Annotated in this window: 13 protein-coding genes; 3 read left to right on the forward strand and 10 right to left on the reverse strand. The window is 37.8% G+C overall.

Annotation, left to right across the window (positions count from 1 at the left end; all coding sequences use genetic code 11):
- Window positions 1-9: 9 nt before the first annotated feature.
- From CIN_RS02390 to CIN_RS02400, 3 genes are read right to left on the reverse strand one after another with little or no spacing between them, the layout of a single operon-like run.
- Complete coding sequence (locus tag CIN_RS02390; RefSeq protein WP_008853461.1) at window positions 10-771, reverse strand: ABC transporter permease; 762 nt, start codon at window positions 769-771, stop codon at window positions 10-12.
- Window positions 768-1505, reverse strand: coding sequence for an ABC transporter ATP-binding protein (locus tag CIN_RS02395; RefSeq protein WP_040363706.1), 738 nt, complete (start codon window positions 1503-1505; stop codon window positions 768-770). The genes CIN_RS02390 and CIN_RS02395 overlap by 4 nt, the downstream gene beginning before the upstream one ends.
- The gene (locus CIN_RS02400) at window positions 1505-3508 is read right to left on the reverse strand and encodes a glycosyltransferase family 2 protein (RefSeq protein ID WP_008853463.1); all 2004 of its coding nucleotides are present in this window, start codon (window positions 3506-3508) and stop codon (window positions 1505-1507) included. The genes CIN_RS02395 and CIN_RS02400 overlap by 1 nt, the downstream gene beginning before the upstream one ends.
- Before the next feature lie 248 nt (window positions 3509-3756).
- Here CIN_RS02400 and CIN_RS02405 point away from each other — a divergent pair, with 248 nt between their 5' ends.
- Together CIN_RS02405 and CIN_RS02410 are read left to right on the forward strand one after the other, a co-directional pair.
- Window positions 3757-5259, forward strand: coding sequence for an OprO/OprP family phosphate-selective porin (locus CIN_RS02405; protein ID WP_008853464.1), 1503 nt, complete (start codon window positions 3757-3759; stop codon window positions 5257-5259).
- A gap of 136 nt (window positions 5260-5395) precedes the next feature.
- Entirely contained in the window at window positions 5396-6910 is a 1515-nt protein-coding gene (locus CIN_RS02410) for an OprO/OprP family phosphate-selective porin (protein ID WP_008853465.1), read from the forward strand.
- Here the strand turns inward: CIN_RS02410 and CIN_RS02415 are convergent.
- From CIN_RS02415 to CIN_RS02425, 3 genes are all read right to left on the reverse strand, one after another.
- On the reverse strand, window positions 6907-11460 hold the full coding sequence (locus tag CIN_RS02415) for an AAA family ATPase (protein ID WP_008853466.1): 4554 nt from the start codon (window positions 11458-11460) through the stop codon (window positions 6907-6909). The genes CIN_RS02410 and CIN_RS02415 overlap by 4 nt on opposite strands.
- Before the next feature lie 23 nt (window positions 11461-11483).
- Window positions 11484-12119, reverse strand: coding sequence for a thioredoxin domain-containing protein (locus tag CIN_RS02420; protein WP_008853467.1), 636 nt, complete (start codon window positions 12117-12119; stop codon window positions 11484-11486).
- 170 nt (window positions 12120-12289) lie between these two features.
- Window positions 12290-12634: a DMT family protein gene (locus CIN_RS02425; RefSeq protein WP_008853468.1), complete on the reverse strand. Its 345-nt coding sequence runs from the start codon at window positions 12632-12634 to the stop codon at window positions 12290-12292.
- Between the two features lie 221 nt (window positions 12635-12855).
- Between CIN_RS02425 and CIN_RS02430 the strand changes: the two genes are divergently transcribed.
- A complete protein-coding gene (locus CIN_RS02430; protein WP_008853469.1) occupies window positions 12856-13806 on the forward strand; it encodes a carbohydrate kinase family protein in 951 nt (316 codons plus the stop codon).
- Between the two features lie 62 nt (window positions 13807-13868).
- Here CIN_RS02430 and CIN_RS02435 read toward each other — a convergent pair whose 3' ends face one another.
- From CIN_RS02435 to miaB, 4 genes are all read right to left on the reverse strand, one after another.
- Entirely contained in the window at window positions 13869-14846 is a 978-nt protein-coding gene (locus CIN_RS02435; protein WP_008853470.1) for a hemolysin family protein, read from the reverse strand.
- Window positions 14847-14848: 2 nt separating this feature from the next.
- Window positions 14849-15253: an rRNA maturation RNase YbeY gene (gene ybeY / locus CIN_RS02440; protein WP_050798314.1), complete on the reverse strand. Its 405-nt coding sequence runs from the start codon at window positions 15251-15253 to the stop codon at window positions 14849-14851.
- Window positions 15254-15342: 89 nt separating this feature from the next.
- Window positions 15343-16398, reverse strand: a complete 1056-nt coding sequence (locus tag CIN_RS02445; RefSeq protein ID WP_170314033.1) for a PhoH family protein — start codon at window positions 16396-16398, stop codon at window positions 15343-15345.
- A gap of 26 nt (window positions 16399-16424) precedes the next feature.
- On the reverse strand, window positions 16425-17819 hold the full coding sequence (gene miaB / locus CIN_RS02450; RefSeq protein WP_050798315.1) for a tRNA (N6-isopentenyl adenosine(37)-C2)-methylthiotransferase MiaB: 1395 nt from the start codon (window positions 17817-17819) through the stop codon (window positions 16425-16427).
- Between the last annotated feature and the right edge of the window lie 89 nt (window positions 17820-17908).

A 17908-nucleotide genomic window follows, 5' to 3' on the forward strand; every position in this document is an offset into this window, starting at 1 on the left:
TTATTTCTTTTAAAATGTTTGTGTATCTTCTGCCCAAGGGATTAGTTTTTTTGTGCTGAAGGTAACTGTTCCCCATAAGCATATTGTCATGATTGATAAAAGAAATAAAGCTGCAAACATAAGGTCTGTTTGAAAACGGCTATTGGCATTTTGCATTAAAAATCCTAATCCAGAAGACGCTCCAACCCATTCCCCAATTACTGCACCAATAGGGGCAATTGCTGCTGCAATACGTAATCCTGAAGCAAAAGCGGGTAAGGCCGCAGGGATACGGATGAATAAGAGTTGCCTTAGAGGGGAGGCATTCATTGTTTTGCCAAGTTCTATCCATCCTAGTGGGGTACGATTTAATCCGTCAAAAAAAGCCGAAGTGACAGGAAAAAAAATCATAATCATTGCCATGACTATTTTTGAATTCATTCCAAAGCCAAACCATAAAACGAGTAAGGGGGCGAGTGCAAATGTTGGAATAGATTGACTGATTAAAATAATGGGCATTAACCATTGTCGAACGAATGGAATAAGGCTCATGAGTAAAGCAAGCGCCATTCCTAAAGCACATCCTAAAATAAGACCTAAAATAGTTTCATTAAACGTTATAAAGGCAGCGTTCCAAAGTAAAGCTTGGTTATCTTTAAAAGCAATAAAAACAGATATTGGTGAAGGCAGTAAATATGGTGGAATACCAAAGAATTGGTATATTCCTTGCCATATTAATAATAAGCTGATGATTAAGATAGGAATACGAAAATAAAGTGGGATAGAGGTCATTGTAGAATATTTTTTTCAATTAGCAGATTTAATAAATGTGCTTGAGCTTGTTGTAAATTGAGGGCTTCTGGATGACGGGGAATGGTTCCTTCAATAGGTGGGATATCATAAATTTGCACGGGATTTCCAGCTAAGACTTGAATATTTTCTCCTAATCGACACGCTTCAAAAGGGTCATGAGTAATCAGAATGACGGTTTTTCCTTTTAAAAGATCAGCTGTATATTCTTGCATTTTACTGCGTGTCACACTATCCAAAGCCGAAAAAGGCTCATCCATTAAAATAACAGGCCGGTTTTCATATAAAGTTCTCGCAAGAGCAGCACGTTGGCGCATGCCTCCTGAAAGTTGAAAAGGGAACTGATTGGCAGCCCCGTCCAATCCAACTTGTTTTAAAATATGTAAAGCGCGAGTTTTTTCTTTTTTCTCTTTACGGAGTTTACTGCCAATCATGACATTTTGTAAAATCGTTGTCCAAGGCATTAATAGGTCTTGTTGAGCCATATAGCTAATTTGAGAAGAAAGTGCTTCAGAATGATCAGATGTAATCTCGCCCTGAGTAATCGGTAGAAGCCCTGCGATCATTTTAAGGAGGCTGCTTTTGCCAACACCGCTAGTGCCTAATAGAATATTAAACATGCCACCTGTAAAAGAAGTGTTTAGTTCTGAAAAAACCGGTTTGTTTTTATAATCTAATCTTAGATTACTGATGTAAATTGTAGGGGCGGTGGACATTACAAAAACTCCTTATTCAAACAAGTAGATGTAGCGAAAGGGCGCGTAACGCGTGGAGGAAACGCTAATTTTCCATCCATGCCTCGCTGTAAAGATAGGTTGGGGTTATAAAATGGATCTTGATGATCTATTGATTGCCATTGGGCACGAATAGAAAGAATTTCTTGTCGTTCTTTGCCTGCACGCTTTCCTGTATAATGATTCCCTAGCGAAAGAGACTCATAATGGATCAGTTCGGCTTGTTGACATTGGATAACATGATAATTCGCTTTTCTTAGCCTTAAACAGAAATCAATATCATTGTAAGAGATTTCATAATTTTCATCAAATCCTTGTATTAGTGTATACGCACTGCGTCTGATTAACATGCAGGCTCCAGTAACAGCAGAAACATCATGATCATAGGTTAAACCGATACGGTTTGAGCGTTGGAAACGCCCAGCGTGCTCACATAGGTTGGCAGCCCCCATAATGATGCCGGCATGTTGTATTTGTCCATTTGGATAATATAACTTTGCCCCGACAGCACCCACTTTGGGATCTTGCATATGTCCCATTATATTTATAAGCCATTGGGGATTTTTAGGAGTAATATCATCATTAACAATGGCGACGAATTCGTGATGCGTATGATGAATACCGAAATTACAGCTTTGAGAAAAGTTAAAAGTTTCTGTTTTTAACCAAATTACTCGTAAGTTTTTATAGCTTAAAAGAGGTCGCAGATAGCAGCGTTGTCGATGGGTAAGAGATGATGGTTGAGAAATCACTAAAATGACTTCAAAATGAGGGTAATCTGTTTGAGTTAAAATACTACGAATAGATTTTTGAATTGTTTTAGAAGAAATGGTCGTAGGAATTACTAAGCTCACAGGAGCATTGTTGGAGTGTAAATTTATCTTTAAAGGGAAATGATTGCTTTGCACATTTCCTGTCCATTGTCGAGCAGATAGATCATTTTGAACGATCTCTTGCATATCTTGAAGTGCCTGCTTTCCAGGAGCAATCTGACGATGACTTAGGATATAAGGGATATGATGAATTGGATATTGTTGTTTCCAAATAAATAAAGCCAGTGCTAAACGATGAGCATAGGCTGATTGATAACTTTTGGGGTGTTCTTGTTGATAGGCGTCAAAAATATCTTTACGAAATAACCAAATATCTTGAGTAAGTAAACCAGAGAGTAAGGTCATATAACTGATATTGGGTTTAAAGTGAGGAGTAGCTCTTTGATGATGTTGATTCAGCATATCTGAATCGGCGTAAAGTGCTGCAGGATATTGATGGCGTGCTGCTTGATCCGCGAAAATAGCGAACGCATGAGCTGGCAGGATTTCTCCATTTTGTAAAATAGCAATGTAGGCGTGTTTAGCACTTTTTGGAGTAGGCCATTGTTGATCCAACGCACTATCTGTCTCAGGATAATGGTTGTCAGGAGGAGTATAGCAAAGAGAATGAATGACAGGCCATTGCTCATAAAATTTACTTTGGTAAAGTGCTTTTTTTTCTTTCTCTTCCCAACAGTCATATAATTGGCACCAATCCTGATAAGAGAGATTCGTTTCAGATTTTGTATAACTCTGATTAAGTGCTGTGCGTAGTCTCTTTTTAAGATGTTTTGGTGACCCTAAAAGTGTTTTGAACAGTGGAGCTGGGTGCAGTGTTGTTAATAGTCCAGCAGCTAATAATCGAGATATAGGAATAATCTTGATTGATATCTTGCTTGTATCAAGAATGATATTTTGAATCGATGTGATACTGATTTTATCGCTCTTTGGGGGAATATAAAGAATTCCTATTCGCCAAGATGAAGGCAAGAAAACGTAATGCTGTAAATATTGTGTTTCTTCCCATTCTTGGCTGTCATCATGATGAATAGAGAGCAAGTAAGGAAGCTTCTTTTTTTCTTTTGTCTTTGTTCTACACAAAATAATACACCATTGATTTTGGTGTATTTCTTTTAATGGTTGTTCAACAGGGTAAGAAACTAGATACGGCATAATTATTCTTTATAAGCAGATATAAAAATATTTGTCTCTATTAGTGACTATTTTCCTTAAAATTTCAAAAGAATTTTTACAAATTAAATAAACTATAAAAATATGTAATATACTTAATTGAAAAATTATTATATCATAATATTTTGTAAATATACTATTTCACTATAAAAAATGTATTAATAATTATTTACACTGTATTTTATAAAATTGGCCGAATAATTGTATTTTGAACAGGTAGATCATAATAAATGAGACAGGATTATTATGGATATAAAAGCATTTTTGCTTTTATTTTGATAGGAACAGCAGTAACAGGTTTATCCGATTCTGTTCGTGCTGCAACTCCTCAAACTAATATTGTTCATAGTACAGTGAATGGAATGGGACCGCCATCTTCTATGGATGGCCTGCAAACCGTGGATACTGGTCAGGGGTGGTACGCTTGTGAAGAAGGCGTAAAAGCTTGTTCTTTATGGAATACAGTGAAAGTTGTGAATATTGATCCTTATCAAGATATTAAATATCAAATAGGGAAACTAGCGGTTACTTTTCCCAAAGGGCGTCCAACATTTTCTTTGAATGATGAGCTGGTGATTTCTCTTGGAGGGATGTTTCAATATGACGTTGGTGCTTTTGTTGGCACTAATGCGAGAGACAGAGGCCCGTCAATGGATAGTATTCGCAGTCATTTAAGGCGTGGCCGTTTTATTGTTAGTGCAAAATATAAAGGGTTTGTTGTTACGGTAACGCCTGATTTAGGAACATCAGGTGTACAAAATGATTCTTTGTTTGAAGCATCTTTGCGTTATCAAGGGTTCCGTCATACATCGATTGACATTGGATTATTACAACCACGTGTAACAATGGAGGATTCTGAAGGCTCTAATTTAATGGAGTTTGTAGAGCGTCCAATGGTGGTTGATTTGGTGCGTAATATTGCTGCTGCAAATGCACGTTTGTCTTTTGGAGGAAGTCATTGGGAGAAACGATATATCGTTGCTGCCTATGTAACAGGGCCTCGCTATGGGCCTTTTCAAAACTTTCAGCGTAATCAGGTTGGGGGCGTGTTTCGTTTAGCAGGCCGTCCGGTGATTACCAAAGATATAGATTTACATGTTGGCGTTTCGGGTTCTATGGCTTTTCATGGGGATAATCGTAAATACTCGATGAATACAGGGCAAGAAGCACAAATTTGGTTACAACGTCCTTATGTTAAAACAAGCTCTATTGATGGGGTTGATAGTATCTGGAGTATTGGACCACAGGTTGCTTTTCGTTATAAGCGCGTTTTATTTATGTCGGAATATTATTCTATTCACATGCATAGATCTGCTGTGAATGGTGAAAATGCACCGAATTTAAATTTCCCAGGATGGTATGTCAGTGCAAATTATACGTTGTTTGGACAGCCTAGAATTTATGAGGCGCAAAGAGGTGTGTTTATTACCCCAATCGGACCAACCTTGAATCCAGCAGCGGGATATTGGGGGGCTTTAGAATGGTCTTCACGATGGAGTGTCATGGATTTAAATAGCCATAAGACAAGATATAGCGATTCAGGAAAATTACTTGGTGTTCATGGTGGACAGCAAACCGTATGGTCAACGGGTTTTAACTGGTATCCGTCTTCACAAGTGAAAGTGATGCTGGATTACAATCATATCCAAGCATCATCAGCGTTAAAAAGTGATTATAATCCAAGAGGTAGAAGCAGTAATTTGATTATTTCACGGTTACAGTATAACTTTTAGGTTTATTTTAATATTAGTATAAAATTATTAATTTCATAACGCAGATGAGAATTAGTTTGCATTGTTGTTCATAATTTGAGTATACCCTTCGCATAAAGTTATTATTTAATAATAATCAAGCAAAGGTTCATAAGAGATGAAAAAAAATAATAGATCATGGCGTTTAAATAGTCATGTAATTTTGTTTTATCTCTTGGGATTGGGTGCTGTATTACCCTTAGAGGATATAGCTGAAGCAAAAGAGCAACAAGAGGCAAAGTCTGTTGTGACACAGGATGTGTTTGGTCCACAGTTGTCTGTTGGTGAGTACGCAACTAATTTTGGGCAGGGATGGTATATTTGCCCAACTAGTCAGGCCTCTTGTAATATGTGGAATGCTTACAAAGTAGTCAATGTAGATCCATATAAAAATATTCAATATCAACTAGGCTCTTTGAATCTGACATTTCCCAAAGGGCGCCCGACCTTAACATCATCGAATGGTCGTTTTTCTTTATCTCTTGGGATGTTAATGCATTACGATATGGGTGGTTTCCTTGGCCCTGATAAAAGATATGGTCAGGATGTATCAGGAAGTCGTGATTTTTTAAGGCGTGGTCGATTTATGGTGGCAGCGCGTTATGATGATTTTATCCTGACGGTTAGTCCTGATGCCGGAGAATTTTTTAATGATACGTATCATTTATTTGAAGCGAGTTTAAAATATGTGGGCTTTAAAAATACAGTTTTAAATGTTGGATTATTACAACCGCCCTCTTCGATGGAGGATACAGAAAGTTCTAATGGATATGAGTTAATAGAGCGCCCTATGGTGAGTGATATTGTGCGTAATATTTCAGGTGGAGAGCCAAGGCTTGCGCTAGGGGGAACTCATTGGGGAAAGAAATATTATATTAGTGCGCATGTTACTGGAGAGCGCTTATTAACGACCATTAAAAATTTCCAAAAAAATCAGGTGGGTGGGACGTTAAGAACTGCAATACACCCAGTGGCGACACCAGATTATGACTTGCATTTGGGAATGTCTGCTTCATTTGCTTTTCATGGGAATAACCGTAAATATGCGATTGCAACGGGACCAGAATCACAAATTTGGTTAAGCAAAAATTATATTCGCACAGGAACGATTGATGGTGTAGATAGTGTTTGGTCGATTGGACCTGAGGTTGCCTTACGTTGGAAAAGATTGGTTGTTCAGTCTGAGTATTATCGTGTAAATTTACAGCGTGTTGCTGATGAAATAACGCATAGACCGAATTTACACTTCCCTGGATGGTATATCAGCACAAGCTATACCATATTTGGTCAACCGCGCTCTTACGATCAAAAAAATACAGTTTTTAATGCACCAACAGGATCTTTATTTAACCCTGCAGCAGGAGAGTGGGGAGCTCTGGAATGGGTCGCTAGATGGAGTGTGATGGATTTAAATAGCCATATTCATAGTTATTCTCCTAATGGTCAGCTCTTAGGTTCTTATGGTGGAAAGCAAACGGCTTGGTTGACTGGGTTGAATTGGTCTCCGTCATCGCATATGCGTATTATGTTAAATTATAATCATATTTATGCATCAAGATCTTATGGAAATAGTTATAATTTAAATGGGCGTAGTAGTAACTTGATTGTTTCAAGGTTACAATTTACGTTTTAAATTAATCCTAATTGCTCGGTATGCTTATCTTGTTGCATTTGGACAGCATGTTCTAAATCAATAGAAATAATTTGGCTGACACCACGCTCTTGCATCGTAACTCCGAATAAACGGTTCATGTGGCTCATCGTTAATTGATGATGGGTCACGACTAAAAAGCGTGTGCCAGCTTGTTCTGTCATGTCAGATAATAACGCACAGAAACGCTCGACATTCGGATCATCCAAAGGTGCGTCGACCTCATCCAATATACAAATAGGCACAGGGTTACAACGGCTGACTGCAAAGACGAGAGAGAGGGCGGTTAGTGCTTGCTCTCCGCCTGATAATAATGAAAGGGTGGAGAGTTTTTTTCCAGGAGGTTGAGCATAAATCTCTAGGCCTGATTGTAAAGGATCCTCGTGAGCCAATAGCTTTAAATAAGCACTACCACCATTAAACATACGCGTAAATAAGTCTTGGAAATGTTGATTAACTTCATGAAAAATCGCATGAAGCTTTTCTTTTCCTTGCTGATTAAGTTTTTGAATAGATTCCCGTAATTGTTGGATCGCAGACATTAGTTCAGTATATTCTTTTTCAATACTGTCTAGTTGCCCTTGTTTTTCTTCACGTTCGATTTCAGCACGTAAATTAACTGCGCCTAAAGCCTCACGTTCAGCAGAATTTTCAGCAATAATTACTTTGAGCTTTCTTTCAGAGGCATCACTAATATCTAGGTCAGACTGCTGTTGTGCATGTTCCTGAATGGCGGGCTCGATATTATTTTTTAATTGCTCTAGTAACGCCTCTGCTTGCTCTTGCTTTGCTTGTGCTTTTAGTAGATTTTCTCTTGCTTTACTTGCATTTTGTTCAGCTTGTTGTAACTGCTTTTGTGCTTCAGTTCGGCTTTGTTCTAGTTGAATGAGTTGCTGTTGTGCGGCTTGATACAATTCACCCGCTGTAGCCTCAGCTTCTTGTAAGTTCTTTAATTGTTGTTCAAGGATGGGGAACTCTTGATTAAAGCGGTTATATTCAGATTGTAACTGTGTGATTTTATCTAAAGAAGTCTTTTCTTCTTCTTGGGTTTGAGATAGACGTGCTTGCCAATCTTTTGATTGATTTTCTAAAGCTTCTTTTTGTTTGGTGAGATTATTTTTTTCATTTATTAATAAATGATAGGAAAGACGGGCTTGCTCCTCTTGTTCCTTGCAGTTTTTATATGCTTCTTGAGCAGTAGACAGTTTGCTTTTAGCGGTTTCTAATTCAGGGCGTGCAGCGTAAATTTCTTCAGCATTTTTAAATGCTTGTTGTTTAGTTTCTAAAAGTTTCTCTGAATCATCACAACGTGGTTTTAAGGTTTCAATACGACTATGCTGCTGAATATATTTTTCTTTAATGGTTTGATGATCTTGTCGAGCAACAGCTAAGGTTTGTTCAGCCGTTTGTTGTTCTTTTTGTAAAGAAAATAATTGCTGCTCAAGTTCTTGCACTTTCTTTTGTTCAGCTTCTTTAGTTGCTAAGGCTTGTTGAGGATTTTCTAGCTGTTCGTGTTGAGCTTGATCATGTTTTAACGTTTGTTCAAGTAGTTCTAACTCTGTTTTAAGTTGAGATAATTTTTCTTGTAACGTCTCAATACGAATATGATTTTGTTGATCTTCGCTAAGGCGTTTTTGTTGTTGATCTTTCAGGTTAGACAGTTGATTTTCAATGGTTTGCAACTGTTGTTGTGCTTGTTGAGATGCCTCTTTACAGCGTTGAGTGTCCTCTTTGCTTTGTTGAACAATGCTATAATCTGGTTTTGGGAGTTCGGCTTCTTTTTGTGCTTGCTCTAATAAATTTTGTTTATCATTGAACTCTTTTTGTGCTTGTGAATATGCAGGTTGTAGTGCATCAAACTGCGTTTGAGCTGCCTGCGCACGGTTTTTAAGAGATAAGAATTCTTGTTGTATTTTTTGGAATTCTTGTTCGGTTGTTTTATAGAGTGCTTGCTTTTCTATAAGCTGTGTTTTGAGATTTTGTTGTTGCTCTTGTAGTTGTTGGTGCTTGGTTTGTAGAGAAGGATAGTGGGCTTGTAGCTCTGTTAGAGCGTCCTCAGTTTGTTTGAGATTTTCTCTTTGTAATAAACGTTGAGCTGCTTTGCTTTGTAAGCCAGCTTTTTGATGATAACCATCCCAACGCCATACGTCTCCTTCTTTGGTAATCAAGCTTTGTCCAAAAGATAGGTTTTGAAAATATTCTTGACCTTCCTGAACCGTTTCAACAAGACCAATATGGTCAAAGGCACGTTGTAACGCAGGAGGAGGGGTGATAATTTCGGATAGCTTACGAACAGAGCTCGGGAAAATAGAATGACTTGTTGGTAAAGCAGTCCAACCTGTTTGAGTTTCTAAACTAACAGGGCTTTCCAGTGTTTCGTCAAATAACGCAGCGACAGCGACGATTAATTCAGGTGGAATAGTGATACTATCCAAAACAGCAGGTAAAGATGGTGTTTGTTTCTCATCTTGGTCGTGGGATAGAGCCAGAGCCAATCCATCTCGTTTTGCTTGTAATTTTTGTTGATCAGCTTCGTGTTGGTAAAGATTTTTTTGTGCTTGTTCAGTAGCTTCTTGAGCTTGTTGATGTTCTGTGGTTAAATTTTGAATTGTTTCTTGTAAATTTTTAACCAGCTCTGATTGAACATTAAATTCAGCTTGTTTCTCTTGTAAAATCTGTTCATCAATACGTGCTGTTTTTGCTTTTTCTATTTGCTCAGCCAGAAGGTTTGAATTCTTTTGAGCTTGTTGAAATGCTTGTTGCGTTGCATTTAGATTTTTTCGACGATTTTCAAAGATTTGCGTTGCTTGTTGATAGGCAGATTCTGTTTCAAGATGCTTTTTGATAGCATCTTGATGGTGGGTATTTGTCGTTTGTGTATGCTCTTTAACTTCTAAGAACGTTTTTTGTAACGTTGTCAGTTCAGTTGTAAATTGTTCTTTTTGTGTTTCTGTTAAAGACTGGTTTTGTAACGTCTGTAATTGTGTTTCTAAATTGCTTTGAGTAGCAAGAATTTGTTGTTTTTTCTGAGTTAGTTGCTGAATTTTCTGAGTTAGTTGTGTATAGGCTTGCTCAACTTGTTGTGCATGATGTTGCGCATTACTGGCTTGCAGCTTGGCATCGTTAAGAAGCGTTTCGCTTTGTTGTTTTTGTTCTTGTATCGTTTGTAAATGCTGTTGTGCGTTTGTTTGAGCATCAGCAAACGTGTTGATTTCTTCTTCTTTTGGAAGTTTTTCTAAACAAAGTTGATATTCTTCAGTAATTTTTTGATGGTCTATCTCTGTATTTTGCAGTGCTTGTTTTGCTTGTTCATATTGCTGAGTAATTGCTTGATGTTGCTTCTGTTGTTCTTCAAGTATTTTTTCTTCTTGTTGAATTTCTGTATTTAAGCTCAGCAATTGTTTTTCAAACTCATTAATTTTTTCTTGTAGAGTTTGTGATTTATTTGGGTATTCTAACAGATTTTGTTCTGTATTTTTCAGATTTTCATGAACTTGATTTAAATCAGTTTGTGTTTTTTCAACGCGAGCACTGGCAGAATTATGTTGTTCAGTAGCTTCTTGAATACGTGCTTGCAGCTGTTGTAATTGTTCTGAGATTTTATTTTTTTGCTCTTGCAGAGATCGTGTTTCATGACGTTGATGATCCCATTGCGTGCGTGTTTGAACTTCTTGTTGTCTCAGTTGAGGTAGTTTTTCTTCGAGACTTTTGAATTGTTTTTGCTGTTCTGTATGTTTTAACTCAGTATCAGATTGTGCTTGTTGAGCTTGTAATTGTTTTTGTTCAAACAAATGCAAGCTACGAATTGCTCGTTGGAAATATAAAGATTGTAGATGTGTTTCAGCTTCACGGAGCTCTGTTGAAAGGCGTCTGTAAATAGTTGCTTGTGAAGATTGCTCGTTTAAAGATTCAATCAGCGCAGTCAGTTGCTGTTGTAAATCATCTAAGCGTGCCAGATTTTCTTCTGTTGCTTTGAGTTTTAATTCTGCTTCTCTGCGTCGACTATAAAGTCCAGCAATTCCTGCGGCTTCTTCTAAAACTTGTCGTCTTTCTTCAGGGGAGGCTGCAATTAATTGTGCGATACGGTTTTGACTAATAATCGCTGAAGATCTTGGCCCAGAGCCTAAGTCGGCAAAAAAAGTTTGTACATCTCGAGCACGTTGCACTTTGTTATTCATGCGGTATTGGCTACCAGAACCACGTTCTAATTGCCGAGAGATTTGCAGCTGATCTTGTTGTTGAAAGGGGGCTGGGGCAATATTCTCTGTGCCTTCGAGGGTTAAGGCAACCTCGGCAATATTTCGTGCTGCTCGACGCACTGTTCCTGCAAAAATTACATCATCCATTTCTCCGCCACGCAAAGATCGAGCAGAACTTTCCCCCATAACCCAACGAATGGCTTCGACAATATTGGATTTGCCACAGCCATTAGGGCCAATAATCCCTGTTAACCCTGGTAAGATCTCTAATGTAATAGGATCCGAAAAACTTTTGAATCCAGCGATTTTAAGATGTGTAAAGCGGACTGTCATACAGGGATATAAGGACTATGTAATTAAGGGGTTGCAGGGCGACTTAAAGCACTTGTAACTTGTTTCCCAAAATCTTCAATAGTTAATTCACCAACAACAGGTTGGTTATTGAAAATAAAGGTTGGTGTACTGTCGATTTTATATTTATCTTCAGCTTGTTTGATTTCAGCCAAGATGGCATCCCGTAAAGCAGAATCGTTTACCACTTGATCAAATGTTGCAGCATTCATGCCTGCAAGTGTTGCATATTTTTGAAGTTCTTTAGCTGGGTCTGCACCTTCTTTAAATGCCCATTGGTCAAGATTGTCCAAGAGTGCGAACACAAAAGGTTTATATTGGTCGACAGGTAAACTGCGTGCAACAATAGCTGCCATTAATGCAATTTTATCTAAAGGGAAATCTCTGAAAATATAGTAAACTTTTCCAGTATTAATATATTGTTTTTCAACCTCTGGAAAAACAGTTTGTGCAAAACGTCCACAATGTGCGCAAGTTAAAGAGAACCATTCTTGAACATGGACTTTGGCATTTGGATTGCCCAATGCGCGTGGCGCCATGAAATTAGGCGAAATTTGAGCTGCTCTAGCTTGTAAGTTAGAGGCAAATAGAGTCACTGCAGGGATTGCAGTGCCTAGAAAAAAACGACGTGTAATTGGCATAGTCTATTCCAAAAAAGATAAAATAAATATGAAGATATTCTGTTCAATTTTAATATAAAAACTGACATTTCTTCTTGCATTTTACCATAAATGCCATAGAGCATCATAAAAAAAATTAATTTTTACTATAAAATATTATTTTTATAAGAAGACTTTAGAAAATATATAGCTTAACCGCCTCGGAAAATGAAGAAAACAGCACCAACAATGCATAGTCCGGCCCAGATATAGTCTAGTTTAAATGATTGATGCATAAAAAAGATACTAAAGGGAATAAAGACCATTAAGGTAATGGCCTCTTGCATAATTTTTAATTCACCTAACGAAAGTTTTGTATATCCAATACGATTAGCAGGAACTTGAATCATATATTCTCCCAAAGCAATGCACCAGCTGATCAACGCAGCAATATACCAAGGTTTGTTTTCCAGTGTTTTTAAATGTCCATACCAAGCATAGGTCATAAAAAGATTAGACAAGACCAGCATAGACGCAGTCGTTAACCAAACAGGCATTTGATTTCCTTATAATAAGATGAGTTTAAAATATTTTGAGGATAGGTTGTGTTAAGAAAAAAAATATATGCTAATATCTGCAAATTGTTTTTGTTTTATAATATAAAACTATCACAAATACTCAAGATTACAGCTTAATTTATATTTTTTTAAATATGGTCCAATAGTAAAAAAAACGTGATATATTGCTTGTCATCATATTTTATCATAGGAGATTTTCAATGATTATTCTTAGTGGAGATGCTTTAATCGATTTTATTCCAGATAAAACTGAAGACGGGGCAGATTGCTATTGCCCAGCTCCAGGTGGATCATGTGCAAATATTGCTGTTGCTATTGGTCGTTTAGGGGGGAATGTTGGTTTTATGGGTGGAATTTCTACTGACTTCTTGGGTGAGAAGTTAATGCATTTCCTTGAAACTTCTAATGTGAATACAAAATATGTTGCAAGAGGCCCACAACAAACAACCCTTGCTTTCGTGGAGTTGGGGGAAGAAGAGCCTGCATATGCATTTTATGATGAAAATACAGTCTCACGTCTTTGGGTGCGTTCACAATCTCCTGGATTTACCGATGATGTTAAGTTAATTCATATTGGTTCTACGACTTTGATTGAGCCTCCTGTTTCTGAAGCCTGTGAACAAATGTTCAGAATCGAAAGAGGCAAACGAATTCTTTCTATTGATCCAAATTGTCGTCCTGGAAATACATTACATCCAGCTGTTTATCGTGCTCGTATGGCTCGTCTAATTGCGATGGCTGATGTGATTAAGCTTTCTAAATCTGACTTAGAGTTTTTGATGCCAGATACTTCTTTTGATGAAGCGGCTGAGATGTGGATTTCACAAGGAACCTCTATTGTGATTATTACTCGTGGCAGTCAAGGAGTTCTTTGTTATTTGCCAGGTCATAAAGTCATTACTGTTAAACCAGATTATATCGATGATGTTGTGGATTCGATCGGTGCTGGGGATACGTTTATGGCTGGAACACTGACCTATTTACAAAAAGAGGGGTTGTTAACCCTTGAAACGATTAAAACTATTACGCCAGAACAAATTACAAAAGCGTTAGAATATGCTTCTGTGGCTGCAGCAATGATCTGTCAACGTCGTGGTGCAAACCCACCATGGGAAAAAGAAGTTGCAGAACGTATTGCATCTAAAAAATAAATAGATGATTGATAAAGAGATAAGGTTTAAATAAAATTTTATCTCTTTTTTTATAAAGCTTTTTAAGAAGATATTTCTTCATTTTTTGTTTCTGCAGAAGCAGGAACAACCCAGTCATTGGGGATATGCATTCTTAAACGGCGAATATGTCTAGGATCAGCATCAAGGACTCTAAATACTAAGCCACTAGAATGTGTTAGAACTTCACCTTTCGTTGGAACGTGCTCTGCTAATCGGAAAACCAGTCCACCAATGGTATCAATATCAGAATTGCGTTCTTCCTCAGTTAAGAAAGAGCCAATACGTTTTTCGAGATCTTCTAAATCCATTCTGGCATCTAGATCTAACGTATTTTTATCACGTTCGACAATCATTTCAACATCAGGATCATCGTGTTCATCTGCAATGTCACCAACAATAGTCTCGACAAGATCCTCAATGGTGACTAATCCATCAATACTGCCATATTCATCAATGACTAAGCCTAGGTGAGTACGGTGCAATCGCATTTGTAGCAATAGATCTAGGATAGGGATCTGAGGAGCAATAAACAGAGGTTGTCTAAGAATATTAGTAATGTTAAATTCTTCGGGGTTTCCTGTATAAGCCAATAAGTCTTTAACGTGTAACATCCCAGTAATATTATCGAGTTCATTATGATAGACAGGCACACGAGAATGATTTTCGTGTCTCATAACTTCTAAGACTTTATCGAGTGTAATCGTATCTTCTATAGCAAAGATATCGGCCCTGGGGACCATCACATCATCAGCAGTTTTTCCACGTAACCGTAGAATATTAGAGATGAGTAGTCTTTCTTGAGGGCTTAATTCTTGTGTACTCGTATGTTGTGTTGATTGGTCATGTGCGTTTTCTTCGTCAACCAAATTTACAATTGATTGACGAAGTGTATGATGTTTATCCTTGTTTACCCATCGAGAAAGAACTGACTTTAATCCTGCTTGTTTTTGAGCAGGGGCAGGTTGTGTATGCTCAGGTGGAGGAGGAGGGGGATTGGGTGTAAGAGGAGTATGAGTCATGACTATAAACTCCGTAACGGATAAAGTTTCCAAGGATTAGGGATGTTGAGTTTTTGTAGTAAGAGGGCTTCTTTCATTTCCATTTCTTTAGCGTCATTAACGTAGATATGATCATATCCTTGTAAATGTAGCAAACCATGGATCATTAAATGTGCTAAATGATGCATAAAAGGTCTTTTATTTTGTGATGCTTCTTTTTGAATTGTTTGTAATGCAAAAATAATATCGCCACCAACCATTCCACCATCAGGTAATTCAAAGGTCAGTACATTCGTTGGCTTGTTTTTTCCTCTAAATTGTCCATTTAATTTTTTTATAGCAAGGTCATTAGAAAAACATAAATTTGTTTCTTCGGTAATCGGAAGAACTTGATGAATACGATAGATAAGCGGCAATAGTTTCGGCATAAATCGACACCATTGTCGTTCTTGTACAATCAGTTTTTCGTTTAGGCTTTGACGAGTTTGATATATAGGTTGCATGAGCATTTAAAAGATTAGGATTTATGAATGGTGGGACGCTGTTGGACGTTAGCATCACGTTTATCATATGCTCTGACAATGCGACTGACTAACGGGTGCCTAACAACATCTTGCGCTTGAAAGCGCATAATTTCAATCCCTGGAATGCCTTCAAGCGTTTCTACGGCGTCTTTTAATCCAGATTTGATATTAGAAGGTAAATCAATTTGACTAACATCCCCAGTAATGACCATTCTGGAGCCAGGCCCCAAGCGTGTTAAGAACATTTTCATTTGTGCCGTAGTCGTATTTTGTGCTTCGTCTAAAATTACATAAGCATGTTCTAGTGTACGTCCTCGCATAAAAGCGAGAGGGGCGACTTCAATTTCACCGTTCGTTAAACGCTTGATGACTTGATCCCCAGGCATCATTGCGTGTAACGCATCATATAAAGGACGTAGATAAGGATCGATTTTTTCTTTCATATCACCCGGTAAGAACCCTAAGCGTTCACCTGCTTCGACGGCTGGGCGAGATAAAATAATACGATCTACTTGACCTGAAAGTAACATTGAAACAGCTTGTGCAACGGCAAGGAAAGTTTTTCCTGTTCCTGCTGGGCCAATTCCAAAAACCATTTCATGTTTGAATAAAAGTTTTAAATATTCAGCTTGCCCCGCAGTGCGCGCAGAAATTGTCCCTCTGCGTGTGGTAATTGTTGGCGCATTACTGGGGATAGGATCATGAGCATCGTCAGAATTGAGAAGTTGATCTTGAGTAAAAGAGCTGGTGGCTAAAAGTCCATCTTGTGTCATACGAATGATTGTATTTACGACACTCGAATTAATATCTTTTTGTTGATAGATATGATTATAAAGGTTGCTTAAAACAGCTTTGCTGAGCTCAACCTGTTGAAGGCCACCTTCAATGACAACATAATTCCCTCTACAGCCTAATTTAACTTGTAGTTCTTTTTCAAGTTGTGCCAAATAACGATCATGTTCACCAATTAAATGGGCAAGTACAATGTTATCACTAAATTGCAATGTTGATTTCAGAGTAGATGGATCTAATAACTCTTCTGATACGATAAAAGGGAGGTTATCGGTTTGTTTACTCAATGGGATGTGCTTTCTTTAACAAGAGAACCAGATAAAGAGAAAGTCATACATTCATCAATTTCAACCATATGTTCTTGACCAATTAAACTCTCATCTCCTTGGGCGTGAACGGCTTGAAGGTAAGGTGACTTTCCTCCGATTTGTCCTTCTTTACGTCCTTTATGTGTAAAAAGAACAGGAATTTTGCGTCCAATCATTTCGTGGTTAAATTGGGTTAGTTGATCTTTTAAGACAGCTTGTAATTCTTGCAAACGAGCATCTTTTTCAGGTTCTGCGACTTGATTGGCAGAAATTGCAGCAGAAGTTCCTGGGCGAGGAGAATATTTAAAAGAAAAAGCTTGTGCAAATGTAATATCATGAACCAGTTTCATGGTTGCTTTGAAATCTTCGATACTTTCACCTGGATGGCCAATGATAAAGTCAGAGGACAACGCAATGTCAGGTCTAGCTTTTTTTAATTTATCAATAATTTCATAATATTCTTTGACGGTGTGCCCACGGTTCATTGCTTTTAAAACACGATCTGACCCAGATTGAACAGGTAAATGTAGGAAAGGCATCAGGGTAGGTAAATCACGGTGTGCTGCAATAAGAGCGTCACTCATATCGTTGGGATGAGACGTTGTATAACGAATACGACTAAGGCCTGGGATTGTTGATAGTTTTTCTGCTAATTTCACTAGATCCCAAATGTTTCCATCGGGTCCTTGGCCATGATAAGCATTGACGTTTTGTCCGAGTAAAGAAATATCTTTAACGCCAAGTTCGCATAAACGCGTTGCTTCATCAATAATCGCTTGAACTGGACGGCTTTCTTCTGCACCACGCGTATAAGGAACGACACAGAAAGAGCAAAACTTATCGCAACCTTCTTGAATTGTTAAGAATGCAGTATGACCTTGGGCTTTTTCTGGGGCAGGTAGAAAGTCAAATTTACTTTCTGTTGGAAAATCTGTTTCAATGACGTTACCAGACTTGCGCGCTGCTTCTAAAATCATTTTAGGAAGACGATGATACGTTTGAGGGCCTAAGACAACGTCTACATAAGGAGCACGTTGGACAATAATTTTTCCTTCGGCTTGAGCAACACATCCAGCCACTGCAATTAATGTGGGTTGGCCTTGTTTTTCACGATATTCTTTGATTTGTCTTAAACGTCCCAGTTCAGAAAATACTTTTTCTGTCGCTTTGTCACGAATATGGCACGTATTTAAGATCAAAACATCGGCTTTTTCAGCTTCATCTGTCACTTTATAACCCAAAGGACGGAGTAAATCGACCATACGGTTACTGTCATACACATTCATTTGGCATCCCCATGTAATTACATGTAGGTAGCGTTGTGTCGTTTGTGTAGAGTGAGTTATATTAGAAAAACTGGTATCAGCCATTCGGTAAGCAGCCTATTATAAATAAAAAAAGATAGCGAGGATCTTTTAAGAAGAAAAAATGAACCAAGCTATCTTTGTATAAAAATAAA

The sequence above is a fragment of the Commensalibacter intestini A911 genome, from assembly GCF_000231445.1.
GTDB classification, from domain to species: Bacteria; Pseudomonadota; Alphaproteobacteria; order Acetobacterales; family Acetobacteraceae; genus Commensalibacter; species Commensalibacter intestini.